Source organism: Rhodococcus sp. NPDC078407 (assembly GCF_044542515.1).
Classification (GTDB): domain Bacteria; phylum Actinomycetota; class Actinomycetes; order Mycobacteriales; family Mycobacteriaceae; genus Rhodococcoides.
In genome coordinates this window covers 54,616-80,895 of sequence record NZ_JBITUQ010000008.1, presented here as the reverse complement: position 1 = coordinate 80,895, position 26,280 = coordinate 54,616, and the positions used below count along the sequence as shown (strand labels likewise).

General features: G+C 65.3%; 27 protein-coding genes. 6 read left to right on the top strand and 21 right to left on the bottom strand.

The window, feature by feature from the left end:
- Positions 1-37: 37 nt before the first annotated feature.
- The 3 genes from ACIGGF_RS10820 to ACIGGF_RS10810 all read left to right on the top strand — a co-directional run bounded on the left by ACIGGF_RS10820 (position 38) and on the right by ACIGGF_RS10810 (position 3,064).
- A complete protein-coding gene (locus ACIGGF_RS10820) occupies positions 38-820 on the top strand; it encodes a GAF and ANTAR domain-containing protein (RefSeq protein ID WP_397521320.1) in 783 nt (260 codons plus the stop codon).
- Between the two features lie 74 nt (positions 821-894).
- Positions 895-1,650 carry a hypothetical protein gene (locus ACIGGF_RS10815; RefSeq protein ID WP_397521319.1) on the top strand — a complete coding sequence of 252 codons (756 nt, stop codon included), beginning with the start codon at positions 895-897 and terminating at the stop codon, positions 1,648-1,650.
- A 43-nt stretch (positions 1,651-1,693) separates the two neighbouring features.
- Positions 1,694-3,064 (top strand): aldehyde dehydrogenase family protein, encoded by a 1,371-nt coding sequence (locus ACIGGF_RS10810; protein ID WP_397521318.1) that lies wholly within the window; start codon positions 1,694-1,696, stop codon positions 3,062-3,064.
- A 17-nt stretch (positions 3,065-3,081) separates the two neighbouring features.
- On the opposite strand, the gene ACIGGF_RS10805 is transcribed toward ACIGGF_RS10810, so the two are convergent.
- The 9 genes from ACIGGF_RS10805 to ACIGGF_RS10765 form a co-directional block, all read right to left on the bottom strand.
- Complete coding sequence (locus ACIGGF_RS10805; protein ID WP_397521317.1) at positions 3,082-4,398, bottom strand: UDP-glucose dehydrogenase family protein; 1,317 nt, start codon at positions 4,396-4,398, stop codon at positions 3,082-3,084.
- Positions 4,395-5,408 (bottom strand): glycosyltransferase family 9 protein, encoded by a 1,014-nt coding sequence (locus tag ACIGGF_RS10800; RefSeq protein ID WP_397521316.1) that lies wholly within the window; start codon positions 5,406-5,408, stop codon positions 4,395-4,397. The genes ACIGGF_RS10805 and ACIGGF_RS10800 overlap by 4 nt, the downstream gene beginning before the upstream one ends.
- Positions 5,354-6,061, bottom strand: coding sequence for an SDR family oxidoreductase (locus ACIGGF_RS10795; protein ID WP_397521315.1), 708 nt, complete (start codon positions 6,059-6,061; stop codon positions 5,354-5,356). The genes ACIGGF_RS10800 and ACIGGF_RS10795 overlap by 55 nt, the downstream gene beginning before the upstream one ends.
- A 34-nt stretch (positions 6,062-6,095) precedes the next feature.
- Positions 6,096-7,496: a PfkB family carbohydrate kinase gene (locus ACIGGF_RS10790; protein ID WP_397521314.1), complete on the bottom strand. Its 1,401-nt coding sequence runs from the start codon at positions 7,494-7,496 to the stop codon at positions 6,096-6,098.
- Positions 7,493-8,107: an SIS domain-containing protein gene (locus ACIGGF_RS10785; protein WP_397521313.1), complete on the bottom strand. Its 615-nt coding sequence runs from the start codon at positions 8,105-8,107 to the stop codon at positions 7,493-7,495. The genes ACIGGF_RS10790 and ACIGGF_RS10785 overlap by 4 nt, the downstream gene beginning before the upstream one ends.
- A 4-nt stretch (positions 8,108-8,111) precedes the next feature.
- Positions 8,112-9,212 (bottom strand): glycosyltransferase family 9 protein, encoded by a 1,101-nt coding sequence (locus tag ACIGGF_RS10780; RefSeq protein ID WP_397521312.1) that lies wholly within the window; start codon positions 9,210-9,212, stop codon positions 8,112-8,114.
- Positions 9,209-10,741 carry an HAD-IIIA family hydrolase gene (locus ACIGGF_RS10775; RefSeq protein ID WP_397521311.1) on the bottom strand — a complete coding sequence of 511 codons (1,533 nt, stop codon included), beginning with the start codon at positions 10,739-10,741 and terminating at the stop codon, positions 9,209-9,211. The genes ACIGGF_RS10780 and ACIGGF_RS10775 overlap by 4 nt, the downstream gene beginning before the upstream one ends.
- Positions 10,738-12,363 carry a carbamoyltransferase gene (locus tag ACIGGF_RS10770; RefSeq protein ID WP_397521310.1) on the bottom strand — a complete coding sequence of 542 codons (1,626 nt, stop codon included), beginning with the start codon at positions 12,361-12,363 and terminating at the stop codon, positions 10,738-10,740. The genes ACIGGF_RS10775 and ACIGGF_RS10770 overlap by 4 nt, the downstream gene beginning before the upstream one ends.
- An 86-nt stretch (positions 12,364-12,449) precedes the next feature.
- A complete protein-coding gene (locus tag ACIGGF_RS10765) occupies positions 12,450-13,436 on the bottom strand; it encodes an NAD-dependent epimerase/dehydratase family protein (protein WP_397521309.1) in 987 nt (328 codons plus the stop codon).
- A 96-nt stretch (positions 13,437-13,532) separates the two neighbouring features.
- Between ACIGGF_RS10765 and ACIGGF_RS10760 the strand changes: the two genes are divergently transcribed.
- Both ACIGGF_RS10760 and ACIGGF_RS10755 read left to right on the top strand, forming a co-directional pair.
- Positions 13,533-14,408, top strand: a complete 876-nt coding sequence (locus ACIGGF_RS10760) for a glycosyltransferase family 2 protein (protein ID WP_397521308.1) — start codon at positions 13,533-13,535, stop codon at positions 14,406-14,408.
- Complete coding sequence (locus ACIGGF_RS10755) at positions 14,405-15,304, top strand: glycosyltransferase family 2 protein (protein WP_397521307.1); 900 nt, start codon at positions 14,405-14,407, stop codon at positions 15,302-15,304. Before ACIGGF_RS10760 ends, ACIGGF_RS10755 begins: the two co-directional genes overlap by 4 nt.
- A gap of 34 nt (positions 15,305-15,338) precedes the next feature.
- Here the strand turns inward: ACIGGF_RS10755 and ACIGGF_RS10750 are convergent, their stop codons facing one another.
- On the bottom strand, positions 15,339-16,559 hold the full coding sequence (locus ACIGGF_RS10750) for a glycosyltransferase (protein ID WP_397521306.1): 1,221 nt from the start codon (positions 16,557-16,559) through the stop codon (positions 15,339-15,341).
- Between the two features lie 49 nt (positions 16,560-16,608).
- Complete coding sequence (locus tag ACIGGF_RS10745) at positions 16,609-17,607, bottom strand: glycosyltransferase (protein ID WP_397521305.1); 999 nt, start codon at positions 17,605-17,607, stop codon at positions 16,609-16,611.
- 135 nt (positions 17,608-17,742) lie between these two features.
- Here ACIGGF_RS10745 and ACIGGF_RS10740 point away from each other — a divergent pair, with 135 nt between their 5' ends.
- Positions 17,743-17,982 carry a hypothetical protein gene (locus tag ACIGGF_RS10740; RefSeq protein ID WP_397521304.1) on the top strand — a complete coding sequence of 80 codons (240 nt, stop codon included), beginning with the start codon at positions 17,743-17,745 and terminating at the stop codon, positions 17,980-17,982.
- Positions 17,983-18,052: 70 nt separating this feature from the next.
- On the opposite strand, the gene ACIGGF_RS10735 is transcribed toward ACIGGF_RS10740, so the two are convergent.
- The 10 genes from ACIGGF_RS10735 to ACIGGF_RS10690 form a co-directional block, all read right to left on the bottom strand.
- Complete coding sequence (locus ACIGGF_RS10735) at positions 18,053-19,453, bottom strand: NAD-dependent succinate-semialdehyde dehydrogenase (RefSeq protein WP_397521303.1); 1,401 nt, start codon at positions 19,451-19,453, stop codon at positions 18,053-18,055.
- A gap of 26 nt (positions 19,454-19,479) precedes the next feature.
- Positions 19,480-20,868 (bottom strand): cytochrome P450, encoded by a 1,389-nt coding sequence (locus ACIGGF_RS10730; RefSeq protein WP_397521302.1) that lies wholly within the window; start codon positions 20,866-20,868, stop codon positions 19,480-19,482.
- A gap of 34 nt (positions 20,869-20,902) precedes the next feature.
- Positions 20,903-22,111, bottom strand: a complete 1,209-nt coding sequence (locus ACIGGF_RS10725) for an alcohol dehydrogenase catalytic domain-containing protein (RefSeq protein ID WP_397521301.1) — start codon at positions 22,109-22,111, stop codon at positions 20,903-20,905.
- A gap of 30 nt (positions 22,112-22,141) precedes the next feature.
- The gene (locus ACIGGF_RS10720) at positions 22,142-22,585 is read right to left on the bottom strand and encodes a DUF4383 domain-containing protein (protein WP_397521300.1); all 444 of its coding nucleotides are present in this window, start codon (positions 22,583-22,585) and stop codon (positions 22,142-22,144) included.
- Positions 22,586-22,627: 42 nt separating this feature from the next.
- Positions 22,628-22,819, bottom strand: a complete 192-nt coding sequence (locus ACIGGF_RS10715; protein ID WP_397521299.1) for a DUF2795 domain-containing protein — start codon at positions 22,817-22,819, stop codon at positions 22,628-22,630.
- A gap of 86 nt (positions 22,820-22,905) precedes the next feature.
- A complete protein-coding gene (locus ACIGGF_RS10710; RefSeq protein WP_397521298.1) occupies positions 22,906-23,697 on the bottom strand; it encodes a polysaccharide pyruvyl transferase family protein in 792 nt (263 codons plus the stop codon).
- A gap of 503 nt (positions 23,698-24,200) precedes the next feature.
- Positions 24,201-24,431 carry a hypothetical protein gene (locus ACIGGF_RS10705; RefSeq protein WP_397521297.1) on the bottom strand — a complete coding sequence of 77 codons (231 nt, stop codon included), beginning with the start codon at positions 24,429-24,431 and terminating at the stop codon, positions 24,201-24,203.
- 73 nt (positions 24,432-24,504) lie between these two features.
- Positions 24,505-25,644: a glutamate--cysteine ligase gene (locus ACIGGF_RS10700; RefSeq protein ID WP_397521296.1), complete on the bottom strand. Its 1,140-nt coding sequence runs from the start codon at positions 25,642-25,644 to the stop codon at positions 24,505-24,507.
- 31 nt (positions 25,645-25,675) lie between these two features.
- A complete protein-coding gene (locus ACIGGF_RS10695; protein WP_397521295.1) occupies positions 25,676-25,888 on the bottom strand; it encodes a hypothetical protein in 213 nt (70 codons plus the stop codon).
- Between the two features lie 8 nt (positions 25,889-25,896).
- Positions 25,897-26,256 (bottom strand): STAS domain-containing protein, encoded by a 360-nt coding sequence (locus ACIGGF_RS10690; protein WP_397521421.1) that lies wholly within the window; start codon positions 26,254-26,256, stop codon positions 25,897-25,899.
- Between the last annotated feature and the right edge of the window lie 24 nt (positions 26,257-26,280).

The following is a 26,280-nucleotide window of genomic DNA, read 5'->3' as shown; positions in this document are numbered from 1 at the left end:
CCCCGCTTTCCCCGGTGACCGCGAACGGCCGTGTGCGGTGAAGACCGAGAGCACCGGCGAAGGCGGTCATGACGGCAGCCGACGAGACTCGGCCGCGGTGGCACCGCAATTGATGCTGCACCGGACATGCGATGCCGTTGCCGAGGATGCCCGGGTCGACGGCCTGGCGGTCGCACTGATGTCCCCGAGTGGTGCCCGCGAGCTCGTCTACGCCAGTAGTGCACTGGCGCAGTACCTCGACGACATCCAGTTCACGAGCGGCGTCGGTCCGTGCCTGGACGCCTTCGACACCGAACAGGCCGTACTGTGCCCCGATCTGAACGAACCTGCCGTCCGTCAGCGGTGGCTCGGCTTCACCGAGGACGCCCTCGATGCAGGAGCCGCAAGCGTTTTCGCGTTTCCCCTCACCAGTGGCAACACTGTTTTCGGTTCGCTCGAGCTCTACCGGACGCACACCGGTGATCTCACCGAACCCGAGCACCACGCCGCGGTGCGTGGATCCGCCACGATCGCGCACGTGTTGTTGACGTACTTCGCGGCGTCCGAGAAGGCGTCGGACGGAACCCACATTTCCGCCCGTGAACAGAACGAAGTGTTCACGTCGGAATTCTCGCGACCCCAGGTCAACCACGCAGCAGGAATGGTGTCGGTCCAACTGGGCGTCGACATCGACGACGCAATGGCGACGATGCGCTCACGCGCGTACCTGGAGCATCGTTCCCTCGCCGACATCGCCGACGACGTCGTGGCTCGTCGACTGAGCTTCGAGAACAGTGATGCCGACCCCGAAGGCAGACACGATGAGGGCGGTGGCTCTTAGATGCCTGCACCGTGTTCGACTCGCCACAACATTTCATCCGTCCGTACGTTCGGTTCGCAGACCAGGAGGCATCCATGATCGACGACCATGTCTTCGGGCCCGTCACGACGCAGCTCGCGACCGTCAGCCGCATGCTCACCGACTTCGACAGTCTGCGAGACATCTGCGAGACGGCGAGCGAGCAGGCCAGGGTGGTCATGGCCGGAGTGTTCGCCGGCGTGGTCCTCGGCTTCCAGCTGGACGAGCGTGAGGTTCTCGCGACTGCTCCCAGCGCCGATCCGTCACTTCCCGACTCGGTGCTGATACGCATCGCATCGGCGGGAATCGACCACAACGCCGTCGTGGTCGTCGACGACACCGAACATCCGCCCTCCCGGTGGACACAGTTGGCCTCATCGGCAGCCCAGCACGGCATCGGAGGCCTGCGTGCCTACCCGGTTCGCTACGGCTCGATTGCAGTCGGTGCGCTCGTCGTCGGCACGGCGCAACCATGGTTGGCACGTCCGGGCGCACCGGATCCGGTCGGTCGACGCGACCCGATGGCAGGGCAGATACTGGCCGATCTGATCGCGGGAGCAGTTCGCCTGACTGCGGACGACGCAGCCGGCGAACGGTGGGCCGAATCCATTCGATCACAGGCCGCCGTGACCGCGGAGGTCGAGCAAGCCGCGGGTGTCATCGCCCAACGACACGCACTGACCATCACTGCTGCGGTCGACGTGCTCGACGGCACCGCGCGCCGCATGCGGTCGACGACAGCAGACATCGCTCGAAAGGTGTTGTCCGGCTCCACGCTCGACGCCATCGTGTCGGGAGCCGCCGAACGTTGACTCCGATGTGCATGATCGCGCGATCGGCGGGTACAGAAATCGAGTGGCGACAACAACCGAACTCCATGTCCTCGATCCACGCACCGGAAGCACCGTCTCTCGTCTTCCGGTCGCCGAAGCAGCAGACTGCGAGGCCGCAGCACAGCGCGCCCGAAGGGCTGCTGCCGAATGGGCTCGTGTTCCTGCAGTCGAACGCGCCGCCGCAGTCCGAGCCGGCGCGGAGTCGGTGCGGGCAGCGGCAGACGAACTGGCCGATCTCAACGAGAGCGAGACCGGCAAACTCCGTGCGGACTCGCTCGGCGGTGTCGGGGCGGGAGCCGACACGTTGTCCCAGTACGCAGAATTGGGGCCCGTGCATCGTGGCCGTAGCCTGCAGGGAGCGTGGACGGCGACGGATCTGATGGTCCCCCAGCCCCGCGGGGTTGTTGCGGTGCTGACGCCGTGGAACGATCCGGTCGCGGTCGCCGCCGGTCTCATCGGAGCCGCACTGGTCACCGGGAACACCGTGGTGCACAAACCCAGCGAACGGTGTCCGCGCACCGGACGGCGATTCGCCGAGCTTCTGGCGCAACACCTTCCGGACGGTGTACTCGAAATACTCGACGGCGACGCCTCGGTCGGCAGCCGTCTGGCGTCCTCGCCCCAGGTCGATGTCGTCGCCCAGGTCGGCAGCTCCGCAGCCGGCCGCGCGATAGCGTTCGCCTGCGCTGCTCGGGGCGCGAAAGCGCTCTTGGAGAACGGCGGCAACGACCCACTGATCGTCGACGACGGAGTCGACCCACGTTGGGCCGCGTCGCAGGCAGCGTTGGGTGCCTTCGCCAACGCAGGCCAGATCTGCGTGTCGGTGGAGCGCATCTATGTAGTGGAAACGGTGGCCGAGAATTTTCTCGCGCAGTTGACGGAGAAAGCGCGGTCCTGGGCCGACCGAATCGGCCCGGTCGTGGACGCGCGGCACCGCGACGGCATTCACGACCAGGTGAGCGACGCTGTGCGCGGCGGCGCGTCGGTACTGACCGGCGGCGAGCCGGTGCCGGGAGCCGGCACGTTCTACCCACCCACGGTGTTGGACGGGTGCACCGAGACGATGACTGTGATGCGTGAGGAGACGTTCGGTCCGGTAGCGCCCGTCCAGGTGGTGCGCTCCTTCGAGGACGCACTGGCGCGTGCGTGCGACGACCGATACGGCCTGGCCGCCACGGTTCTGACGGAGAACATGGAACACGCGCAACACGCGTGGCGAACACTGCCGGTGGGCACCGTGAAGATCAATTCTGTGTTCGGCGGTGCGCCCGGCGGGGCGGCGCAGCCGCGAGGTGCCAGCGGCAGTGGATTCGGTTACGGCCCCGAGCTTCTCGATGAACTGACGACCACGAAGGTCGTGCATTGGTCGTCACCGGGCATCGTCGGTCAGTAGGCGCGCCCCCGTTCGGATCAGCTCTCGGCGACGCCGATCCTTCGAAACCTCAGGCCTGCCGCCCGGACTGCCCGTGCATCCACGACTCCCCGGGTGTCGAACACGAATGCGCGCGGTGATCTGTGCGCCACAGCGGACCAGTCGACCGACCTGTAAACCTCCCATTCGGTCGTCACCACGATCGCGTCCGTGCCGGGCACGATGGAGCTGGGATCGGCGAGGATGTCGAACGACGGCATGCGCGCACTCTCGGGAGTGAACTCCACAGGCAGTCGCGCCGAGAGAGCGAATCGGTCGGTCACCGTGGGGTCGTGCGCGGAAACCCGCATTCCTTCCTTGCGCAATGCTCCGACGATCTTCAGGGCGGGTGACTCTCGGAGGTCGGCGGTACCGGCCTTGAAGGTCAGACCCCACACTGCAACGTGCCCGTCGACGCCCACGGTATCGACGACGATGTCGACGATTCGTTCGGACTGAGCCTCGTTCGCATCGATGGCCGCTGTCACTGTGCGCATCGGAAGTCCCACCGCCTCGGCAATACTGGCCAGTGCCCGAATGTCCTTCGGGAAGCACGAGCCGCCCCACCCGGGCCCGGGGCGCAGAAACTCGCGGCCGATTCTGCTGTCGCGCCCCATGATGTCGGTGACCTCATCGATGTCGGCACCGATTCGCTCTGCGAGAGAGGCCAATTCGTCGACGAACGACAGCTTCAGAGCGAGAAAGGAATTGCAGGCGTACTTCGCCAACTCGGCGCTGCAGCGATCGACACAGCTGGTCGGTGCACCGACGTCCCGGTAGAGTGCCGCGACTCTGCCTGCAGGTTCGGCTTCCCCTCCCACCACGACGCGATCCGGATTCAGAAAATCTCGGACGGTGTGGCCTTCGCGCAGGAACTCCGGGTTGTTGACGACGTGCACGCCGAGATCTCGAACCGCCTCGTCCACCGCATCACCCGTACCGACCGGCACCGTCGATTTGAGCACGACGATGTTTCCGGGACCGAGCGTCGGCCTCAACCCACCGATCGCAGCGTCGATGAACGTCAGGTCCGCCGCACCGTCGGAACGCATCGGTGTCGGTACACAGACGAATACGATCGTCGCCTCGGCCAGAGTCTCGTAGTGCTCGGACGCCGTCAGCATCTCGGCACGCACGGCGGCGTCGATCATCTCGTCCAGCCCCGGTTCGGCCAGCCCGGAATGCCCGGTCGAGATGCCGTGCACCTTTCTCGGGTCGGTGTCGACCACCCCGACCCGGTAGCCGAGGTGCGCGAATCCCGCTGCGGTCGTGGCACCTACGTATCCCGCGCCCACGACTCCGATGATCTCGGTCATGGTGCCGCACCGGCCTTCTCGATTCGGCTGTCCGTTCTCAGTGCAGCCTGGACCGCATCGAGTACCTCGAGCTCGGAGATGTCGGTGAGGCCGGGGTCCGGAAGATCGGCGTGTGGATCGCCGGTGGTGCCGCGCCACAACACCCGATGCGGTCCGGATGCGGGCGGCCCCCACCGATCGGGAGGTGTGGGGCCGAACAGCACGACGGACGGGGTGGCGTACGCGGAAGCGAGATGGGCCATGCCGGTGTCGCCGCAGAGCACCAGGCGTGCGTCGGCGACCAGAGCCGCCAGGTCCACGAGCGACAATCGCCCTGCCATCGACGACGCGGCGGGCAGGCCCGCGGACGTGACCACCTCGTCGGCAAGTGAAGTCTCGGCGGCACTGCCGGTCACCACCACGGTATGACCGGCCTGTCGCAGCCTTCTCGCGACGGCCGCAAAACGGGGCGCAGGCCACCGGCGCGCCCGTGATGCGGCACCGGGATGCACGATCACCGCGCCGGGTACAGGGGAGCGCTCCGCCGGTGCCACGAGAGCCAAATCTGTCGGGTCGGCCGCGATGTGGTGCTCTCGAAGCAATCGACACCATCGGTCGACCTCGTGCATCTCCGGCCTCCAGGCGCTGCCGGGTATGCCGGGCCGATCCCGATGTGCATGAGTCACAAGCACTTCGGCACCGGTAGCCGCGAGCAGATCGATACTCTGCGGACCACAGCCGTGCAGATTGACGGCAACGTCGACCGGCGTGTCGATATCGATTCTCGACAGATCTCGGGTGGCCAGCACGTCGTCGACACAGCCGGACAACTCGACCAGAGGCGTCAACCACCCGCTCGTGGCCAGCACGAGATGGGAGTCACGGTAGTGCTCACGTAGGGCGCGCAGGGCAGGAACGGCAGTCAGGAAGTCGCCGAGCCCCAGCGCCCGTAGAGCCAACACTCGGTGCATGCCGTTCAGGGCCAGGAGGATTCGGTCGAATGCGCCACCACGAGCTCCCGTAGCTCGCACCCGGCAGGCTGAGCGAGAGCGAACACAACGGTCTGCGCCACGTCCTGCGGTCGATTCAGCGTGGCATCCACCGGAGGCTTGTACTGCTCGGTGCGGTCGTCGAAGAAGGCGGTGTGCATTCCGCCCGGAACGAGCAGTGTGACCCCTACCGTGCCGGCTGTCTCTGCGGCCAGCGCGCGGGTGAAACCGACGACGCCGAACTTCGACGCGCAGTACGCGGTTGCATCACCGACCGCCTTGATGCCCAACGTGGACGAGACCGTCACCACCCGTCCGTGCGACTGCTCGAGGTACGGAAGTGCGGCCCGCACAACGGCAACCGTGCCCAGCAGATTGACGAACACGACACGTTCCCAGTCCTTGGTTGCGACCGCTCCCAGCGGACCACACGAGTCGATACCGGCGGCGGTGACGACTCCGTCGAGCTGTCCCCCGTTGTCGGAGACGATCTGTTCCACAGCAGCCTCGGCGGCGGACGAATCGGCGAGATCGACGGCAATGAAGGGCACGTCCGCGGCGGGCCGCGTCAGATCGAGAACCAGCGGCGTCCCTCCGGCCGCCACGATCGCGTCGACCGTTGCGGCTCCGAGGCCGGACGCGCCGCCCGTGACCAGCACGGTGCCCAAGGTCTTGTCGGTATTGTTCGAGATCATCGGTGACTCCAATCAGGAATGTCGAAATGTACTGTCACACCGCGGAAAACGTCGTTGTATGAATGCTGTTGACGATGCTGCTGGTCGAATATCCCTGCACGGTGGGGACTATGACGGTGTCGCCGCCGAAGTGCGCCACCACCTTCGCCTCGGGCAGATCCTCGGGCGCGTAGTCTCCGCCCTTGACCCAGACGTCGGGCCGCAGGAAGGCCAACGCCTCTTCGGGTGTGTCCTCGTCGAATACGAGAACCGCGTCGACGGAGCCGAGTTCGCACAGCACCCGTGCGCGGTCGGCCTGACTCACCGCCGGCCTGCTCGGGCCTTTCGCGCGCCGCACCGAGGCATCGGAATTGAGGCAGACGATCAGGACGTCCCCCATGAGCCGCGCCTGGCGCAGCAGGCCGACGTGCCCACGGTGCAGCAGATCGAAGCACCCGCCGGTCGCCACCACTCGGCCGCCCGTCCTGCGCACGTGCTCGGCCAGTGCGACGGCGTCGCGAGTGTCATCCGTCGAGCCGCCGGTGTGGCCCAGCGAACCTGCGCAGGTCGACACCCTGACGGCACCGCCGTCGACCACGAATGCCGAGGCCGAGTCGACTGCGTTCTGTACGGCGTCGTGCACGGGCATACCGTCGAGCAGCGCAGCCGTCGCCGCAGCGGCGAATCGGTCACCCGCGCCGCAGGTGTCGGGATCGGTGGCACCCGACACCCCCCGAACGGACGGAACGACGTCGACGGTTCTGTTGTCCGACGCAGTGGTCAGAACGGCACCGCGCGGCCCCACCGTCACGGCCGCGGCTCGCGCGTTCCAGTGCCTGCACAGTCGCGCTCCGCGCTCGGTGTCATGGCACGTCCGCCCGAGTTCCCGGTCGGCCTCGGCCGCGTTGGGAGTGACCAGTGCGGCACCGGCCACCGGCGCAGGCCCCCGCGGGTGCGGATCCCAGACGACCGGGATCTCACGGGCTCTCGCGGCGACTGCCTCGCGCAGTGCAGGCGATCGCGCAACGCCCCTGCCGTAATCGGAGACCAGAATCGCTCCTGCCGATGCGATGAACTCGGCTGCCGCGGAAGGGAGAGGAGCGTCGATCGGGTGCCCCGCACCCGAATCCAGTCGCAGCATGGGATGTCCGTTGGCGTGTACCCGCGTCTTGCAGACCGTGTCTCCCTCGTACGGAAGAGCGACCACTTCCGTCTGCGAGCCGAGAAGCGACGCCAGCCGAATGCCGTGTTCGTCGTGGCCGAGGGCGGTGATGAACACGACGTGATGCCCGGTGCGTGCTGCCAACACGGCCGCCAGTCCTGCGCCGCCGGGACGCTGCCAGTGCCGGTCGATATCGACCACGGGCACCGGTGCTTCCGGGCTCAGACGCGTTGCGGTGCCGTCGATGTCCACATCGAGCAGCGCGTCACCGATGACCACGAGAGGCGGCTTCATACGCGCACCCCCAGTGCGCGGTCGAGGGAGATGCAGAGTCCGTGCACCAGCGCGAGGTGTATTTCCTGCACGGTGGCCGTAGTCGCCGCTTCCACTGCGATAGCCGAGTCCGACATCTCGGCCAGAGGATTGGGCGCGGGGCCGGTCATGCTCCAACCGGTCACGCCGATCTCCTGAGCGGCCTTGGCTGCGGCCAGCACATTGCGGCTGGTGCCACTGGTGGACAACAGCACCAGAACGTCTCCGGGGCGCCCGTGGGCACGAACCTGGCGAGCGAACAGTTCTTCCTCACCGTAATCGTTGACGATCGCTGTGCCCGCCGATGTGTCGGCGTGCAGAGCAATGGCGGACAACGGGTGCCGATCGTGGCGAAAGCGACCGACCAATTCGCCGGTGAGGTGCTGGGCTTCTGCAGCGCTGCCACCATTGCCGCACGCCAACAGCCGCCCGCCCGCCGCGAACATCTCGGCGAGGTGGCGACCCCACCGATCCAGTCGATCGCTGTGTTGCCCGGCCGCGCGGGCTGCGGTGCACAGAGCATCGAAGTGACCTTCGACGAGCTGCCTGCTGTGCTCGGCCGCATCTGCGCCGGCGATGTGTTGCTCGATCATGTGTCTACCTCCCACTGTCGGCGGTGACCGCCGGCGTTGTCGGCATCTCATCTGCGCCGAAGTTGTTGCGCAGCAGAGCTCGAACCGCGTCGACCACGTCCGCCGGGGTGACGCTCCCGAGGCAGGGATGCCCCGAGACCGGACATGTTCGCGCGCGCGTGTTCTTGCATGCAGCGTCCTGATCGCCGAGCAGAATCATGGGCGTGCGGTGCGGAGCCCACCGCACCGCCGGTACCACCGGCGCGAACAGCGAGACCGTCGGTACGCCGACGGCAGCCGCCAGATGCGCCGGGCCGGTGTTGGGTACGACGACGGCGTCGGCACCGGCATACACAGTCGCAAGCTCGTCGAGCGTCAATTGCCCCGCGAGGTTCTCAGCTCGGCCGCCGGCCGCACACCGCGCCAGTTCGAGCTCGTCCGGACCGCCGGTGACGACGACACGAAACCCGTTGTTGCAGAGCGCATCGACGATCGCGCGACTGTGCTCTGCAGTAGGCCGCCGAGCGGGCACCGCCGCACCCGGGTGATACACCACGTACGGCGACGGTTGCCCGGCCGGCTCGGTTGCCCGGGAACGCACTCGCAAACTCGACCCCTCGCCGTCCCGCTCGCAACCTGCTGCTTCGACGAGCGACAGCGCCCGCTCCGATTCGGGAATGTCGTCGGACACACTGTGCCGCAGGTCGAGCAGGGATCCCGGATAGTCGACGCTGATCGCACCGATCCACCCGATGCCCGCCATCCTGAGCAGCAGCGCGAGCGGCAGTGGAGATTGATGGAACGACGTGAAAACGAAAGCGGCGTCGTAGTTCTCGGCTGCAGTGTCTGCAACGAATCGCTCGATGGCCTGGCGGTCCACGGCTCCCGGCGACAGTGACACCCACGGAGCATCGAGTATCCGAATGTCGTCCACCCCGGGCAGCAGCTGGGCCGCGGCCACACCGCGCGGGCCCACCAGTGCAGTGACCCGGGAGGCGTCGCGGGCGATCGCTCGGATCGCCGGGCCCGTCAGAAGCACGTCGCCCATACTGTCCAACCGCGCCACGAGCACCTTCGCTCCCCGCACCGGCCCAGCCGCAGCGGCCGGGGCACACCGGGTGTTCATCGCACCCGCCCCAGTGCGAGATCGACGGCCTCACGCAAGGTATGGGCAACCGCAGCGCAGCTGTGTGCCTCGAGGACTTCCTCCGGACGAGTACGGGCGGTCGGTACGAGCACGGCCCGCGCTCCTGCGGCCGACGCTGCGCGTACGTCGGCTCCGATATCGCCGATGACGACGCAGGCCGACGGTTCGACGCCGAGTTCTGCGGCCGCGTCGACGATCATCCCGGGCATCGGCTTACGGCATCGACACGCGGCCTCGGCGTCGTGTACGCAATACTGCCGTGTATCGAACGGTCCGAGGAGTTCGACGATGCGCGCATCGATCTGCTCGAGCTCCCGCGGACTGATCAGCTTCTTGGCCACACCCGACTGATTGCTGACGATTCCGACCCGAATGCCCTCGGCGCGTAGTGAATCGAGAACTCGACGCGCGTCGTCCACCGGCTCGACGCGGTCCGGATCGGCCAGGTACGGCACATCCACGATGAGAGTGTTGTCGCGGTCGAACAGGATCGCGTCGACTCGCGGTACCCGCGTTCGAGCCCGAACCTGCCACTCGCCGAGCACCCGATGTGTCACTGCCACAGGCGGAACGAGGACGCTCGTCACCGCCATGCTCGCAATTTCACGACCCGTGCGCGGACCGGGAATGGTGCGGCGAAGGGCGAATTCCAGCGTCGACATCGACCACACCGCCGCTGCTGCGAAACCGGCTCGACGGCGCCCTGCCGACCAGAGTCCGGCCGCCGCCACCGCCGCCAAGGTGGTCGCCGCGTGCTGCCTCGTTCGGCCCGGGCCCTCGCCCACCTTGTCGCGCCACTGCGGGCCGAACTTGTGCCGCATCAACGCGTTGTCACGGTTGCCGCGTTGGGCTCTCACACTCGCGAAGAACGAACCGGTGGCAGGCGGATGGTCGGTGACGCGGGAGCCGCGTTCGATGCGATAGCCGGCATCGATCACCCGGGCCGCCACATCGGAATCCTCGCGATAGGCGCGCGGAAAACGTTCGTCGAACCCGCCGACGCGCGCGAGCACATCACGTCGATACGCCATGTCCGCCGTGATCCAGCGCGCGTGGGCCAGCGAGGCAGTACGCCGCTCGTCGTCGGTCGGACGACGAGACGAATCGATCGGCACATGGATGCGACTCTGCGACGCTGCGACGTCGGGGGCGAGCCCGTCCAGGTCTGCCACGAGTTGCGCGGCCCAGTCTCCGGGTACCCGAACGTCGTCGTCCACGAACGCAATCCACTCGGTACGGCATGCTCGCCATCCCGCGTTACGGGCAGCGGCAGGACCCCGGCCGCCGCTGCGCACGACAACGACGTTGCTGCCGGTCTCCGGAACCGCCAACGGCACCGACGTCGACTTACGATCGTCGACGACCACGATGACGGCGGGCGCAGGTCCGACGGAATCGGCAATCGAACGCAACAACGGGCCCAGGTTCTCGCGACCGACGGTGGGCACCACGACCGAATAATCGACGGTCGCGACGTCGACGGCTCTGTGTTTCGCCGCGGACGTCATGGTCGACGTACCAGGAACGGTCCCAGGGCGAGTGCATCGACGGGAGCAGAACCGAAGAGCTCGAGGGCGTCGTGTGGGCTGTCGACCATCGGACGGCCCGCGGTGTTGAGGCTGGTGTTGACGATGACGGGAGTGCCGGTGAGACGGTCGAATTCGGTCAGTACCGAAGCAATGGCCGCGTCGCGTTCCGGATGGATGGTCTGAATGCGTGCCGTTCCGTCGACGTGCGTCACGGCAGGCAGTCGGTCGCGCCATCGCGGTGCGACGTCGTGGACGAACAGCATGTACGGGCTCGGGATCGGACCCCGAGAGAAGATGTCGGCGGCTCGTTCTTCGAGCACCATCGGTGCCACGGGCCGGAACTGCTCGCGCCCCTTGATGTCGTTGAGTCGCTCGATGTTCGACGCGTGCCCCGGGTGGGCGAGCAACGACCGGTTGCCCAGAGCACGAGGGCCGAATTCGGACCTGCCCTGGAACCACCCGACGACGCCGTTACCGGCGAGTACCTGCCCCACGGCTGTTCCGATGTCGCCGGGCCGCTCGTATCGCACGCGTGCGGTGCGCAGCATGGACTCGACCTCGCCGTCGGTCCACGAACGACCGAGTGCGGCACCGATCATGGGTTCGATACGATCCCCCGCCTCGGCCGCCAGAGTCAACGCGGCACCGAGGGCGGTTCCCGAATCTCCCGACGCCGGCTGCACCCACACGCTCTCGAAGGGGCCCTCGGCCTGAATACGGGTGTTGGCAACGCAATTGAGCGCTGTACCACCTGCCATCGTCAAGTGCCGGGTACTACTGCGCTCGGCCAGCCACGCGCACAGACTCAACAGTGTTTCCTCCAGCACCGTCTGCACGCTCGACGCCAGATCTGCGTGCTCCTTCTCGAAGCCGTCACCGCGGGCACGCCTGGGCGCGAGGGCACTCCAGTCGAAGGGTTCGGTGCGGAAGCCGCCGTCACCGGTTGCATACACCCGCTGCCGTAGTTCCTCGGCGAAGCGCGGCGTGCCGTACGACGCCATGGCCATGACCTTGTACTCGTCGCTCGACCGTGCAAAGCCGAGATGTTCGGTCAGATCCTCGTAGAGCAGCCCGAGTGAATGCGGAAGTTGCTGTGTGGCAAACACATCGAGCTTGCCCTGGCGGTACTCGCCGGCGAGCATCGATCCTCGTTCACCGCGCCCGTCCAGTACCAGTACTGCGCCGTCACCGTGCGGACTCGCCAGACCGGCGGATGCGGCATGCGCGACGTGATGACGCACGAAGCGAAACTTCGCCGGATCGAAGTTCGGGAAAGCGCTGCGCAGGAACAAGGGAACGCGGGAAGCATAGCTGGTGCGTAGGTGTTCCCAGTTCTCGTCGAGACCCGCGAGGGCCGGATCGACGTATGCGGGATCGTACGAGTACGCCACCGCATCCACATCGGCCATGTCGAGCCCGCCTGCGTCCAGACACCACGCGATGGCCTGCTCGGGCAGTTCCCATGTCGAGAACGGCACCGGCCGCTTGCCGTGCTTGCGTCTGCTGAACCGCTCTTCCTCTGCAGCTGCCACGGTTCGACCGTCCACGACGAGCGCTGCAGCGGAGTCGTGAAACACGGCGTTGATGCCGAGAACTCGCATGGATCACTCCCAACGATCTGGGCCGGGTTGCCGGCCTACTCGAGTCGACTACCCGGCAATTTTCGAGAAAAACACCTATGGGTGATTCAGTGTTGTTGCCGTGTCACCGCTGGTGAGGCGCGGTCCACGAACCATTCGACAGTGCGTTTCAGTCCGGTGTCGACCTCGACCACCGGTTGCCACCCGAGCTCGACGCGCGCCCGAGTGATGTCCGGACACCGGCGCCGTGGATCGTCCGGGGTGGCGTCGACGTAGTTCACTCCGGCCGAGGAGCCGACGACACCCGCGACGCGACGGGCCCATTCCTCCACCGTCGCCTCGATCGGGTTTCCCAAATTCACCGGGCCACCGTGCGACGACGCGGCGAGCGCAACAAGCCCGGCGACAGTGTCGGAGACGTAGCAGATCGACCTTGTCTGAGTGCCCGATCCGGTGACGGTCAAGGGTCTTTCGGCCAGGGCCTGTCCGATGAACGTCGGAATCATTCTGCCGTCGTCACTACGCATCCGCGGGCCGTAGGTGTTGAAGATTCGTGCGATGGCCGTGTTCACTCCGTAGGTTCTGCGATACGCGGATGTGAGTGCCTCGGCGTACCGTTTGGCTTCGTCGTACACACTGCGTGGTCCGATGGGATTGACGTTCCCGTAGTAGTTCTCGACCTGTGGGTGGACCTGTGGGTCTCCGTAGACCTCGCTCGTCGAGGCCAGCACGAAGCGCGCGCCGTGGGCCGACGCCAGGTTCAACAGGTTCTCGGTGCCGATCGAACCTGCGTGCAACGTCTCGATCGGCAGACGGAAGTAATCGACGGGCGAGGCCGCGGACGCCAGATGAAACACGACGTCGACGGGACCCACATCAGGGAGCGCGGACGTGATGTCGTGCTCGACCAACTCGAACAATGCGTTGCCCAGGCAGGATTCGACGTTCTCTTCTCGCCCGGTCTCGAAATTGTCCACACACACCACGGCCGTGCCCGCGTCGATCAGCGCCTCGCACAGATGCGAGCCGACGAAGCCCGATCCGCCCGCCACCAATGCCCTGGTGAATTGTTTCGTGGATTGTTGTGACCTCACGTGGCGGGTGATGCCCTGGCGAAAGCGATGTAAACGCGGTGAATCCAACTTTGCAAATATGTGATTGACCGCGTTTTTCGGGGGTAGCACATCGTGGTGAGCTCTCCCACGACCGTTGTCGTCGTCACCCGGAACCGCGCGGACGAACTCGGTACGACGCTGTCGCACTTGACCGAACTACGGCCACGACCGCCGGTGGTGGTGGTCGACAATGCGTCGTCCGATCGAACGGCCCAGGTCGTCGGCGCGGCAGCGACCACGAACGAGCAGGTGTCCTACATTCGCCTCGATCACAATGGCGGCGGAGCATCGCGGAACGTCGGAGTGCGCGCAGCGCAGACACCGTATGTCGCGTTCAGTGACGACGATTCGTGGTGGGAGCAGGGGGCGCTGCCCCGGGCCGAGCACCTGTTCGAGCAGTACCCCGGATTGGGTTTGATCGCCGCCCGCACCCTCGTCGGTGCCGACAACCGCGAGGACCCGGTCAATGCCCTGATGGCGAACAGCCCACTCGGCCGGTCACCGGATTCGCCCGGTCCGTCGATCCTGGGATTCATCGCCTGCGGGGCCGTGGTGCGTGCTCGGGCCTTTGCGCAGGCGGGAGGCTTTTCCGACGTGATCGGATTCGCTGGTGAGGAGGAGTCTCTGGCCGTGGACCTGTCGGCAGCGGGGTGGGAGCTGTGCTACGTCGACAGCATCGTCAACCATCACCACCCCTCGACATCGCGGTCCTCGACGCATGATCGCCACAGCGCTTCCCGTCGTAACGAGGTGCTGACCGCGTGGATGCGGAGGCCGCTTCCCCGTGCCGTGGCCGACAGCGCACGGCTCGCTCTCGATGCCTGCACCGACACTGCCGCACGGCGCGCGCTGGTGCCGACGCTGCAACGGCTTCCGTCCGCGATTCGTCGGCGGCAGCGGGTTCCGCGCGATGTCGAACGCAGACTTCGACTGCTGGAGAGGTACTCATGACACAGAAGAACCACGTCACCGTCGTGGTGATCACCCACAATCGCTGCGAAGAACTACGGCGTACGTTGCACCACATGACCACACTGCCCGATGCCGCGCCGATCATTCTGGCGGACAACGGGTCCGAGGACGGTACGGCAGAGATGGTGCGCTCGACCTTCCCGTCGGTCAGGCTGCTCGCCTTCGAGGACAATCTGGGGGCCACGGGACGCAACCGAGCTGTGGATTTGGTCGACACCGAATTCGTCGCTTTCTGCGACGACGACACACGCTGGCAGCCCGGGTCTCTGACTGTCGGTGCCGACATCCTCTCGCGGCACCCGTCGCTCGGATCGGTGACGGGCAAGTGTCTGGTCGCTCCGTCGCTCGTCGAAGATCCCATCACGCCCGAATTCCGCGAGTCACCGATTCCTGGGCCCGACTGGTTACCCGGGCCGGCGGTGCTCGGCGTGATGGCCGGCCTGTCGATGTTCCGCGTACAGGCCTTCCGCGACGTCGGCGGATTCTGCGAGAAGATGTGGCTGGGGGGCGAGGAGGAACTACTGGCGCTCGATCTTGCTGCCGCGGGATGGTGGATGGTGTGGGAGGAATCCATGGTCATCCATCACGAGCCCTCGGTCAGCCGTCAGCGTGTTCGCCGCCGACAACTCGGAATCCGCAACACGTTGTGGACGCTCTGGCTCAGGCGCCCTGTCCGCAGCGCACTCCGTCGATCACATGTGGTGCTCCGTTCCGCCCCGAAGGACCTGAAAACGGTTGCTGCAGTGCTGGAAGCGTTCGCCTCGGCACCGTGGGTGCTACGCAACCGACGCGTGGTACCGAACGAAGTCGAGGCCGGGCTGGTGCTCCTCGAGCAACCGCAGGCTAATTCCGTCGGCCGCCGGTACGTCGACTGATCCCGGTCTGGGCGCAGCGCAGTTCGGCACGGTGTCAGCGCGACTCACCGACGGCAGTGGTCTCGGACACGGTGCGAAGGATGCGCGAGTAGACCCGCACGGTGTCGTCGGCGATCCGAGACCAGGAGTACCTGTGTGCCCGCTGCTGTGCTTCGGCCGAACAGCTTTGTCTCAGTGAGTGATCGGCCAACAGTCGATTCACTGCGTTCGCGACGCTCAGTGCGTCACGAGGTGGAACCAACGTTCCGGTACGCCCATCCACCACGGTATCGAGCAATCCGCCCACGGCGGAGGCAACGACCGGTACCCCGCACGCCATGGCCTCGAGCGGAACGATGCCGAAGGGTTCGTACCATGGGGCACACACCACGGTATCGGCCGATCTGAGCAACGAGGGCATGTTCTCGCGGGATACCTGACCCACGAATCGGACCCGATCTCGAACGCCGAGGCGCACCGCTGTTCGCGTCAGCCGGACCACTTCCGGATCCTTCTCGAACTGGCCGGCCTCCGGGCCACCGACCACTACCAGTTCGGCATCGGGTATGTGAGCAAGTGCCCCGATGGCGGTCGCGAAACCTTTGCGGCGCACCATCCGTCCCACCGTCACGACGCGATACTGTTGCTCGGTGGGTCGACGGAGTGTGGGCCCGGTCGGGCCGAACATGTCGAGATCGACGCCGCACGGAACCACCGCGATGCGTGCGCGGTCGGTACCCATTCGCGTCAGCTCGAACGCTTCGTCCGAGCAGGTGGCTATGACGCGCCCAGCACCGCAGGCCAGTTCGCGTTCGATCGGAATACGGTCCCGTGGACTGGTGTCCGCGGCACCCTGATACCGCCGCTTCACCTCTCCCAGTGCATGAAAGGTGATGGCATGCGGGATGTCGAGCCGTTCCGCCGCCCGTCGAGTGGCGATGCCCGACATCCAGAAGTGAGCGTGAGCGACGTCCGGCCTCGACACCGACCACCGATCTGCGAGGAAGTCACCGAATTGCACCATGTGCGGCAACATGTCGTCCTTGGGAATCGAGCAGGGCGGGCCCGCCGGGACGTGCACGACGGTGAAACCCGCGTCGGTGGTGACCGTCTCGGGCGCGGTGGCGCTGTCGCGGCGCGTGTACACGGTGACGTCGTGGCCGAGTGCGGCGAGCGCCTTGGCCAACTCCGCCACGTGCACGTTCTGCCCGCCTGCATCGACGCCGCCCAGTGCGGCGAGCGGATTCGCATGCTCGGAGACCAGAGCTACCTTCATCGACAACGTCCTTTCCACGTGACCGTCACAGCGTCGGGCGATGCGTCTGTCACCGCGCCACCTCGCCGAGGATTCGGTTCCAGTCGGCGACGAACCGATCGAGGCCGTGTCGCTCGAGTGCCACTGCGCGCGCTCTCTTTCCGACGAGCGCCGCGGCCTCGGGGTCGGCGGTGAAACATCGAATCGCCGAGGCGAGTACGTCGAGGTCGTTGGACAGCACACCGGCATCGGGCGGAACGGTGACCGGAGCTTCCGTACTCGCGAGCGCAACCACCGGCATGCCCATGTGCATCGCTTCGAGCAGAGACAGACCCAACGATGTCCACCGGGGCGTATGGACGTACACCCGGCGCTCGGCAACAGCATCCAGCAGTGCATCACCTTGTACATCGCCGTGACCACGTATGCCGTCGACGCCGAGAATCAGCTCCAGTCCCGCAGTTCCGAGCCCATACACGTCCATCGGTACGGACCGTGACAGCGGCCGGAGCAGGTCGGTACCGGTGGTACGACCGCGGCGGACCGGTTCGTTGATCATGGTGGCGGCACGTTCGAGGTGCCCGGTGTATCGCGGCCCCGGGTCCGCAATGCCATGCCGGACAACATGGGTGAGGGCCGCACCGTTGTCCCACATCAACCGGTTGAAGTCGGTGACGTGCACGACCGGGATGTCGCGCCGTTCGGCCATGGGATGTCGAGAGTCGACGGCGTTGGGCTTGGGCGTGTTGTGCTCGACGTAGACGGCGGGCACATCGATGCCGGGTCGGCGGCCCGTCCACTGCCGGAACAGATTCACCTCATGGGGCCGCTGGAGTACGACCACATCGATGTTCCGTTCCGCGAGCTCGCGTGGTGACACCTCCACGGCAGCGGGCCCCCACCGACGGCCACACAAACCACGACCCCACTCGCCGCCCTGCGGCAACACCGGAACTGCGTAGCAGTGCGGGCCGGCCACGAACGATGTGGACCACGACCCGTGCACATGCCATACCGCGACATCGAGTCTCGAAGAGCCGGTACGTCCGGTGGCAGTGGAGTCGTTCATTGAAATCGAGTGCCCTGATCGACACGAGATAAACGAACGGCGGTGGGATTCTTCCGCGTCGGTGCAGTTCGTTTGTCGCCATGATTGCCGGGTAGCTCTTCCTTGCAACACAAGTCACGACGAGAAAGGACAACCATGAGCGATCGAGAAGCGAGCAGCATCACCGGCACCCGAGACAAGGATTACAACCTGGTGTGGTTCCTCGAAGCCTCGCTACGCAACGCGGTTCAGCTGGACGAGTACATCGGCGACGCCGAACGTGACGGTGACGACGAGCTCGCCGATTTCTTCCGGCGCGCGCAGTCCGAGAGCCGGAAGGGCGGCGAGCAGGGCAAGCAATTGTTGGCGGCCAGGCTCGGTCGGTCCGACGGCTGAGACGCTTGCGCGCACGTGAAATGTGGGGGACGGCAATCGGCGTCCCCCACCTTCGCGTGTGTGTTCGCTGTCAGCCCCCTGCGCCGGTGATCTCCGATTCCATCGGCACGACACGGACGAGCTTGTGGTTGGCGAACTCACCGATTCCGTAGTGTGACAACTCGCGTCCGTAACCGGAGTTCTTCACACCGCCGAACGGCAATTCGGGTGCGGTGGCGGTCGGATGGTTGATCCACACCATGCCGACGTCGAGACGGTCCGCGACCGCCCGAGCCGCATCGACATCTTTCGAATACACCGTCGAGCCGAGGCCGTAGGGCGATGAATTGGCCAGCTGCACAGCTTCATCGGCGTCTTTCACCGAGTACACCGCCGCAACGGGACCGAACAGCTCTTCACTGAACGCGCGCATCTCGTCCGACACTCCGGTCAGTACGGTTGCCTCGTAGTAGGAACCGTCGCGATCGAGGCGATGCCCTCCGACGACGGCGGTCGCGCCCTTGTCCACTGCATCACCCACCAACTCGTCCAGATCCTCTGCAGCCTGCTCGGAAGACAGCGGGCCCAATGTCGTGTTCTCGTCTGCCGGATCTCCCGGCACCAACTCACCGAACGCCCGCGACAAAGCCGACACGAAGCTCTCGTAAAGATCATCCACGACGAAGAAGCGCTTCGATGCGACGCAACTCTGACCGGTGTTCGCCATACGCCCGGTGACCGCCGCGACGATCAGTCGATCGAAGTCGTCGCCGTCGTCGAGCACGATGAAGGGATCGCTGCCACCGAGTTCGAGGACCGACTTCTTCACATTCTTGCCGGCTCGCTCGCCGACGCTGGCACCCGCACCCTCGCTTCCGGTCAGTGACACCCCCCGAATCTTGGGATGGTCGATGATGCGCGATATTTTCGATCCGGACAGAAACAGATTGGTATAGACGCCGGCCGGCGCACCGGCGTCGCGGAACAGTTCCTCGAGGGCCGCTGCCGACTGCGGGCAGATGCTGGCGTGTTTGATCAGAACGGTATTGCCCAGCAACAGATTCGGGCCGACGAATCGCACCACCTGATACAGCGGAAAGTTCCACGGCATCACTCCGAGTAGTGGTCCGATCGGTAGCGTGCGGACGATGGCCGAACCGTCGTCGACCTGCAGCGTCTCATCGGCAATCATGTCCGGTCCGTTGTCTGCGTAATACTGCAGAATCGACGCGGCCAGGGCAACTTCGCCTTTCGCTTCGCCGATCAGTTTGCCCATCTCCATCGTGAGCAGCGACGCGAATCGGTCACTGCGTTCCATCATCAGCTCACTCGCCCGAGCCAAGAATGTCGCTCGCTCTCCGACATCGACATTGCGCCAGTGCTTGTACGCCAAGTCGGCGGATGCAATGCAGTCGTCGACGTGTTCGTCGGTGAATTCGTCGAATTCCTCGATGGTCGTGTTGTTCGCAGGATTGATCGTGGCAATGGCCATTGGTTCTCCCGATCGAAATCGTCGTACTACGGGGCTGCCTCGAACGTCAGACCGAAATGGTCGAATGTCGGCGGCAGTGGCCGGTCTGAACCGAGCCGTGGGTGTGAGGTCTGTCGGCAGTCCGAGAACTGCGCGACCAGACGCGAGAGGGCGGTACTCGACGTGAACAGGGCAACGTTGCGGCCCGGGCAACCCGCAGGGCCCGAACTGAACGGGAGGAAGCCGCGCTGACTTTCCGCACGACCGTCCAACCACACGTCGGGGTCGAATGCATCCGCGTAAGCGAGAGACCGACCATCGCGATGAAACGCGGGGGTATAGATCAAGAAGGCGCTACCCGCATCGATGCGCTCACGCTGGGCACCCCATTCGGTGTCCACGGTCGAATCCCGCAGGATAGCTGGGGTCGTCGGCCACAGGCGCAGCGACTCGAGAATGCAGCTGCGCAGAAACGGCAGGGGATGCGGGGAGCGCGGGTCGACCCGGCGCACCTCATCGCGCGCTCGACTCATCTGTTCGTCGTGACTTGTCAACAAAGCAAACGCGCGCAAGGTCGCAATCCCTGACGCATCGAATGCGAACAGCCAGTGCGGTATCTGGCCCACAGGATCGGTGGCGGCACCGGTTGTTCTGGCGTCCAGCGCCGCCATCAGCGTGTTCGGTTGCACGTCTTCGGCATACCGATAGAGGCGGTCGAAGAATTTCTCTCGCAACCGAGTGCGGGCGGGAAAGAAATACGACCAGTTGCCATTCGCCCGCAGTGACCACAATTGGTCCGTGACAACCGAGTCGTCGCGTGCCGCGTCACCGAGCGTGATGCGCCGAACCGCCCGCCACCAGGCCCGGGTGAACGAGCTCGCGTTCAATTCTCCACTGCGGCGAGCGTCACTGGTCAGCCTGCCGAGTTCGTCGTCGATGACCGCAGCGAACGCGCCCGACAGCGAGTGCAGAGCATCCGGAGTTTCGAGCGCTGCCTCGTTTACCGGGCGCCGGTAATCGCGTCCCGGACGATCGGAGATCAACACCCCTCGAGGCTGGAACGGCCTCAGCGCACCGCGCTTCTCACGGTTGGCCGGTGTGAACGACGACGGGGTCTCGTCGAGAATCCTGGCTGCATCGTCCTCGTCGAGAACGATCACCACCTTTCGGCCCGGCAGCACCAGTTCCACCGGTCCACTGCCGAACTCGGCGCGCAGCTCGTCGACAGTGTTCGTTGCCATCGAATCGGCGTTCATTTTCTCCAGCAGCGACATCGCCTTGCGTCGACGTGCGATGACTCCGGAGGCAACCGGTGGAAAACCTATGGCAACAGTTGTTTTGACCGCCCGTAGCCCGGTCAGGCGAGCAACGTGAGAACGCCGCGGGTCGGCGTCCGGACCGGCACTGACGGGTGTGTCGTACTCGAAAGTCGTCATGAAGGTTCGCTCCTGGGCTCGGTGGTTCCGACCATCACATCGGGACCGTCGTCTTGAGCCAACCGTCCTCGCGCCGGTCGAAAGTCTCGTAGGCATCGATCATGGAGGTGGGTTCGACGTGCTGCGTCACGAATGCGGTCGGGTCGATATCACCCCGGGCCACTCGTGCGAGGAGACCCGGAATGTAACGGCGATGATTGCAATTACCCGACTGCACCGTGATGTTTCGATTCATCATCTCGCCGACGGGAAACGAATCGAACGTCGGCGGGTAGACGCCGATCATCCCAATGGTGCCTGCCTTGGCACTGGCACGCACCGCCCAACGGGCCGCCAGCGTCGGGGCGTCACCGACGAGCCACTGACCGGACTCGGTGTTACCGCCTGGGCCGGCCTTTTTCTGCTCGGCTTCGAACGTCGCTTCGTCGACGGGAAGAGAGTCCAACGCCGGCCCGGACGAAGGCTTCTGTGCGTCCACACCGACTGCGTCGATCACTCGATCGACCCCGATACCGCCGGTCAGCTCCAACACCGTGGCAACAGGATCCTCCACGTTGAAGTTCACCGGCTCGGCGTTCTGGCGGCGTGCCATCTCGAGTCTGGATTCGATTCCGTCGACCACGATCACTCGTGACGCGCCCTGCAGCTTCGCCGATGCGACGGCGCATTGCCCGACGGCACCGGCACCGAGGACCAGCACGGTGTTGCCGGGACGTACTCTGGCCAGCACCGCACCGAAGTACCCGGTAGGGAGGACGTCGGAGACCATGATCGCCTGTTCGTCGCTCACGGCATCCGGCACCTTGACGAGAGTGGTAGCCGCGTAGGGGATTCTGGCGCGCTCCGCCTGCAGGCCGTCGACCGGCCCTGTCGACTCCGGTCCTCCGAAGAAGCACGTGCCCGCCTGCGCACCGTTGGGGTTGGCGGTGTCACATTGTGCGAAATACCCTGCACGACAATACGAACAGGTGCCGCAGGCCACCGTCGAGCCGACGACCACTCGGTCTCCCGGCGCGAACCCACGAACCGCAGACCCCACCTCCTCCACGACTCCCACTGCCTCGTGCCCGACGACGGTTCCCGGGACCATTCCCGGCATCGTCCCGCGTACGAGGTGCAGATCGGTTCCGCAGATGGCGGACGTGGTGACCCGGATGATCGCATCGGTGGGTTGCTCGATCCGTGGATCGGCGACCTCATCCAATCGGATATCGCCTACCTCATGCCACACAACAGCTTTCACAGCTCCTCCTCTCGATTTTTGCTGCGGTACTCACGGGACTGCGCGCGTCTTCATGCGCGATGTCAGCACGCCCAGCGCGACCATCACGACCGCCAAGCCGAGATGGAGCCAGTTGTCGGCCTGGTTGACCGGGACGAAATTGGCGCTGCTGTCGCGGTCGATGAACAGTCCGTACAGGAAAAGCACGAAGTACACGACCCCGCCGCCGATCAAGTACGCCCTCGCAGTGGCAGCGGTTCTTGCCAAGGCGACACCGGCGACACCGAACAGAAGGTGCACGATGTTGTGTAGTACCGACACCTCGAAGATCCCGAGCAGCTCGGCTCCAGAATGGTGCCCGGCGAAGGTGAGCATGTCGTAATCGGTTGTGACGCCTGGAATGAAGCCCAGCACGCCCACAACCAGGAAGACAGCCCCCATCGACAGGGCTGCCCACCGGATCGGTGACCGTGTCTCTCGTGCGCTCGTTGTCATCTCGGTCCTCCCGTCGTCTTCGGTTCGGTCTCTGAAGTCGTTCTAGCTCTGATCACTGACAGCAGCGCTGACTGCGTCGGGACCGTCGAAGCTGTCGCCCTTCATGTTTCGAAGCGCCGACATTGTGTCCTCGTCCGCGCCGTTCTTCTCGGCCAACTCGCACAATTGGTCCTTCGACGCCGGGTAGTCGGCACCGGCGAGGTGCCTCTGCAGTTCGATGGGATTGATGGTCATGCCGTGTCCTTTCGTTCGTGACTACGCCTGTCTTGTCGCTATCCCCGAACGAAATCGACTCAAACAATCGAATGCGGATCGATGAATCAGAGTGTCGAATCCAGTAGCTCGTCCAGGCGAACCAGTTGTTCCGGAGCGTGTTCCGCCCCCAGCGACGCCTCACGGGCGAACCACTGCCCACGATCGGACAGTGCCCACCGCAGATTGCGGTCGAGGGCATCGGCCGTCGCCGACTCACCCGCGATCAGCGCCGGCCACGACCACGCGGAGGCCTGATCACTGACCTTTCCGCCTCCCTCGACCGGATCGACGGCAACAACGGGAACCGCGTTCTTGAGCGCCAGCACCAACCCGTGCATGCGCATCGTCACGACGGCGTCGCATCGCGCAATCAACGATTCCGTCTGCGCTGGAACCGATGCCGACCGCCAAGTCCGCGGGTCGAGGCGAGTGTCGATCTCCACGAACACACAGTCGGTCCGGCTCGTCAACCACTCGTCCAGCGTCTCCAGAACGGTTTCGTGCGCTCGCTTGTCGCCGTATTCCTTCTGGCCGGTGGCCAGAAGGACTCCGACCAGGGGCATACGGGGGACGGCCACGGTCGCGGACAAGTCGGTCGACGGACTTCCGGACGGCGCGTCGCGGGCGATGACAGCATCGAAATCCACGACCTCCGGGGCGGACTCGTCGATGACCGTCACCCCGATCGCTATGCGCCGACAGCGACCGAACCTAAGATGCATCTGAGCCACGGGCGCGCCGTGAATCGGACCGCAGACGAAGATCACATGCGTGTAGAGCGCGGGATCGGCGTCGTCGTACCGCACGTCGCGGCGTCGGCCGTGCTCGTCCGATCGGGGTGGGTGGACTGCTGCCATGACCGGACTCCACGCAATGTCGTGCTGAATCCCTTTGCTGCCCAGGTGCTTCGATACCGCGTCAGTGGCCAGGACATCGCCGGCAGTACACTCGCCGTGGACGAAGCTGGACCAACCGAGTATTAGCACTCGGAGGCTCTCACGCACGGTTGTCGATCACCGATGTCATCGGCCACCGTCAGCACTTCGTCGCCTCGTCGCACCGTGCATGGGCGCGGTTCCTCCGTGCCCGCCGACGAGACGTCTGACTTCGCGGCGACGCACAGTGTTGCTGGGTCGTCCGTGCAGCAGGTGTAGGACGTCCGACAGCTGCCACGCGCGACACGGCTCCATCCCGAGCCACATCAGTCTCAGTTCGATACGACGCCGATCGCGGGGCCAGCTCACTCCGAACGCATCTGCGACGCAGAACAATTGCTCGGCTTGGTCGAGATCCGTCAGATGGGGACGCGGCAGGTTGCGCTTGTTCGTGAATCGCCGTACCGCGCGCCAACGGAAGACGCTCATCGCATCATCACCCATCCCAAGCCGAGAAGTCCGAGGGTCATCATTCCGAACACGAGACCGAACACCGGCGTAGCCACAGCGGCTCCGAGTACGGCGAAGCACACCAGTAGTAGCAGTGAGAGCGCCAGGACCATCGGCCACCGACGCGCTACGCCGTCGGCTCCGTCCACTGCCGACCTCGTGGCCGAGTGGACCGATCGGAAAGCCGCTTTCCGCTGAATGTTCATCTCGACCCCGTTCTACCGACTTCGGTGATTGCACCCGGTCCGGACAGACGCCGCTGGGGCCGACCGGCCGCTCTCACGTCGCCGCGTGCGCCACCGACGCACTCCAGTCGGAGGTGGTGCACCGAGCAGCAACGGTCGCCACCTCAGCGGCATCCCCGGTACGGGCGAACACCTCTCGCTGACGTTGAGCTCCATTGCCCAGGTGCTGCAGACGTTCGAGGCAGGTCTCGACGTACCGGGTGTCACCGGAGGCGGTGAGCGCAGGCTTGATGCATCGCACGAGAGAGCGCAGCAGACTCAGAGCGGGTACCAGCTTTCCGGTGAATGGATCCACTCCATCCCCGGTCAATCCGTACACCCGAGCTCGGTGATATGCCGCCGTCATGTGCCGATCCTCGACGAACGGAGCGTATTCACCGTTCTCGATCGACCGCATCGCAGTGACGACCAGTCCACGGACCAAGGCTGCGGACAGTGCCACTTCGTCGGCAACGGCAGGGACATCGCCGACCCGCACCTCGATCGTCGGCTGGTGAATGCTTGGGCGAACATCCCAGTACAGGGACGCTTCGTCGAGGATCACCCCGGTGTGGATCATGGAGGCAACCAGGTCGTCGTAGTGATCGGCCGAGTGCAGGTACGGCGGTGGACCGGCACTGGGCCACCGCCCCCACACCGTGGATCGCCACGTTGCGTGTCCGGTATCGACCCCGTCGTGTATCGGACTGTTGGACGTCATCGCCAGGAGGGCGGGTAGCCAAGGCCGCACGAAGTTGCACACCTGGACGGCAGTCGCCTTGTTCGGCACTTCCACGTGGATGTGGCCGCCACACGTGGCGACGCTGTCGGCCAGCGCGCCGTAGGTTCGGGCGAGTCGGCGGTAGCGATCGCCGTCCGAAACAGGAAGTGCCCCTGAGTCTGCGCGTGGCACCGGCGACACGCCGGTAGCCAAGAGGCGGACTCCGTGCGAGACGGCTATTGCCGACAGCACGGTACGAGTGGATATCACGTACTCGCGAAGATCGCGAAGATGCTGTAGCGGAGGCGAATTGGTCTCCACCTGCACTTGGGTGAGCTCGGAGACGGCGTCGATCCCCATGCTCCGCGCATGTGCGATGACGGCACCTCGAGTGGCCGTGGGTTGCATCGTGCCGGCGTCGATGATGAAGTACTCCTCTTCCACTCCCACTGTGGGTAGTGCGAAATTTGTCATCGTCGTCTTTCGTCTCGGTCGCCACAAAACGTCACGGTGGTGACGACATTTCCGCATACAGAACTGCCAGCTGCTCGAGCACCGCTTCGGCACGACTACGAACGTCGTCCGAGCTCGTCGAATCTCTTGCCGACGCAATCTGTTTGCTCAGCAGAGGAATCGAGTCCTGCGGAATTTGCGAGGGCCGGGCCGGCTTTCCGCGGAAAGCATCGACTCGGCGTGCCAGCGATTCGTAGTCTGTCATGGCCGTTCCTAAGCCGATCTCGAGGAGGCAGCCCTGTGCGGCCTCAGTCCTGCTCGAATCGCTTCTGCCACCGTTCCGTAGCAATCGATGCTGTGCGGAAATCCGCCCTGCCGAAGTTGATGCTGCAACTCGTTTGTGCAGCAGACCATGACGCGACAACGATGCTCGGACAATCGCGACGCTGCAGCCGACAGGATCGATACCACCGAGGGGTGTACGGATTCGACATCCAGCAGATCGACGACCAGCGAACGGCCGCACACGATTGCTTCCGAAACGCATTCGCCCAGAACCGGTACCGCTGATCTGTCGATCTTCCCGATGATTCGAATGACGACGGGTCCCCCCACCGGCTCGTCCACGGACATGGCGAATGCACTGTCCTCGAAATT

What these genes read in the sequence shown, in the direction of transcription:
- ACIGGF_RS10815 (WP_397521319.1), top strand. Translation starts at nt 895, where the DNA reads ATGATCGACGACCATGTCTTCGGGCCCGTCACGACGCAGCTCGCGACC.
- ACIGGF_RS10805 (WP_397521317.1), bottom strand. Translation starts at nt 4,398, where the DNA reads ATGACCGAGATCATCGGAGTCGTGGGCGCGGGATACGTAGGTGCCACG.
- ACIGGF_RS10795 (WP_397521315.1), bottom strand. Translation starts at nt 6,061, where the DNA reads ATGATCTCGAACAATACCGACAAGACCTTGGGCACCGTGCTGGTCACG.
- ACIGGF_RS10790 (WP_397521314.1), bottom strand. Translation starts at nt 7,496, where the DNA reads ATGAAGCCGCCTCTCGTGGTCATCGGTGACGCGCTGCTCGATGTGGAC.
- ACIGGF_RS10785 (WP_397521313.1), bottom strand. Translation starts at nt 8,107, where the DNA reads ATGATCGAGCAACACATCGCCGGCGCAGATGCGGCCGAGCACAGCAGG.
- ACIGGF_RS10780 (WP_397521312.1), bottom strand. Translation starts at nt 9,212, where the DNA reads ATGAACACCCGGTGTGCCCCGGCCGCTGCGGCTGGGCCGGTGCGGGGA.
- ACIGGF_RS10775 (WP_397521311.1), bottom strand. Translation starts at nt 10,741, where the DNA reads ATGACGTCCGCGGCGAAACACAGAGCCGTCGACGTCGCGACCGTCGAT.
- ACIGGF_RS10770 (WP_397521310.1), bottom strand. Translation starts at nt 12,363, where the DNA reads ATGCGAGTTCTCGGCATCAACGCCGTGTTTCACGACTCCGCTGCAGCG.
- ACIGGF_RS10755 (WP_397521307.1), top strand. Translation starts at nt 14,405, where the DNA reads ATGACACAGAAGAACCACGTCACCGTCGTGGTGATCACCCACAATCGC.
- ACIGGF_RS10750 (WP_397521306.1), bottom strand. Translation starts at nt 16,559, where the DNA reads ATGAAGGTAGCTCTGGTCTCCGAGCATGCGAATCCGCTCGCCGCACTG.
- ACIGGF_RS10745 (WP_397521305.1), bottom strand. Translation starts at nt 17,607, where the DNA reads ATGAACGACTCCACTGCCACCGGACGTACCGGCTCTTCGAGACTCGAT.
- ACIGGF_RS10740 (WP_397521304.1), top strand. Translation starts at nt 17,743, where the DNA reads ATGAGCGATCGAGAAGCGAGCAGCATCACCGGCACCCGAGACAAGGAT.
- ACIGGF_RS10735 (WP_397521303.1), bottom strand. Translation starts at nt 19,453, where the DNA reads ATGGCCATTGCCACGATCAATCCTGCGAACAACACGACCATCGAGGAA.
- ACIGGF_RS10730 (WP_397521302.1), bottom strand. Translation starts at nt 20,868, where the DNA reads ATGACGACTTTCGAGTACGACACACCCGTCAGTGCCGGTCCGGACGCC.
- ACIGGF_RS10720 (WP_397521300.1), bottom strand. Translation starts at nt 22,585, where the DNA reads ATGACAACGAGCGCACGAGAGACACGGTCACCGATCCGGTGGGCAGCC.
- ACIGGF_RS10715 (WP_397521299.1), bottom strand. Translation starts at nt 22,819, where the DNA reads ATGACCATCAATCCCATCGAACTGCAGAGGCACCTCGCCGGTGCCGAC.
- ACIGGF_RS10710 (WP_397521298.1), bottom strand. Translation starts at nt 23,697, where the DNA reads ATGGCAGCAGTCCACCCACCCCGATCGGACGAGCACGGCCGACGCCGC.
- ACIGGF_RS10705 (WP_397521297.1), bottom strand. Translation starts at nt 24,431, where the DNA reads ATGAACATTCAGCGGAAAGCGGCTTTCCGATCGGTCCACTCGGCCACG.
- ACIGGF_RS10700 (WP_397521296.1), bottom strand. Translation starts at nt 25,644, where the DNA reads ATGACAAATTTCGCACTACCCACAGTGGGAGTGGAAGAGGAGTACTTC.
- ACIGGF_RS10695 (WP_397521295.1), bottom strand. Translation starts at nt 25,888, where the DNA reads ATGACAGACTACGAATCGCTGGCACGCCGAGTCGATGCTTTCCGCGGA.
- ACIGGF_RS10690 (WP_397521421.1), bottom strand. Translation starts at nt 26,256, where the DNA reads ATGTCCGTGGACGAGCCGGTGGGGGGACCCGTCGTCATTCGAATCATC.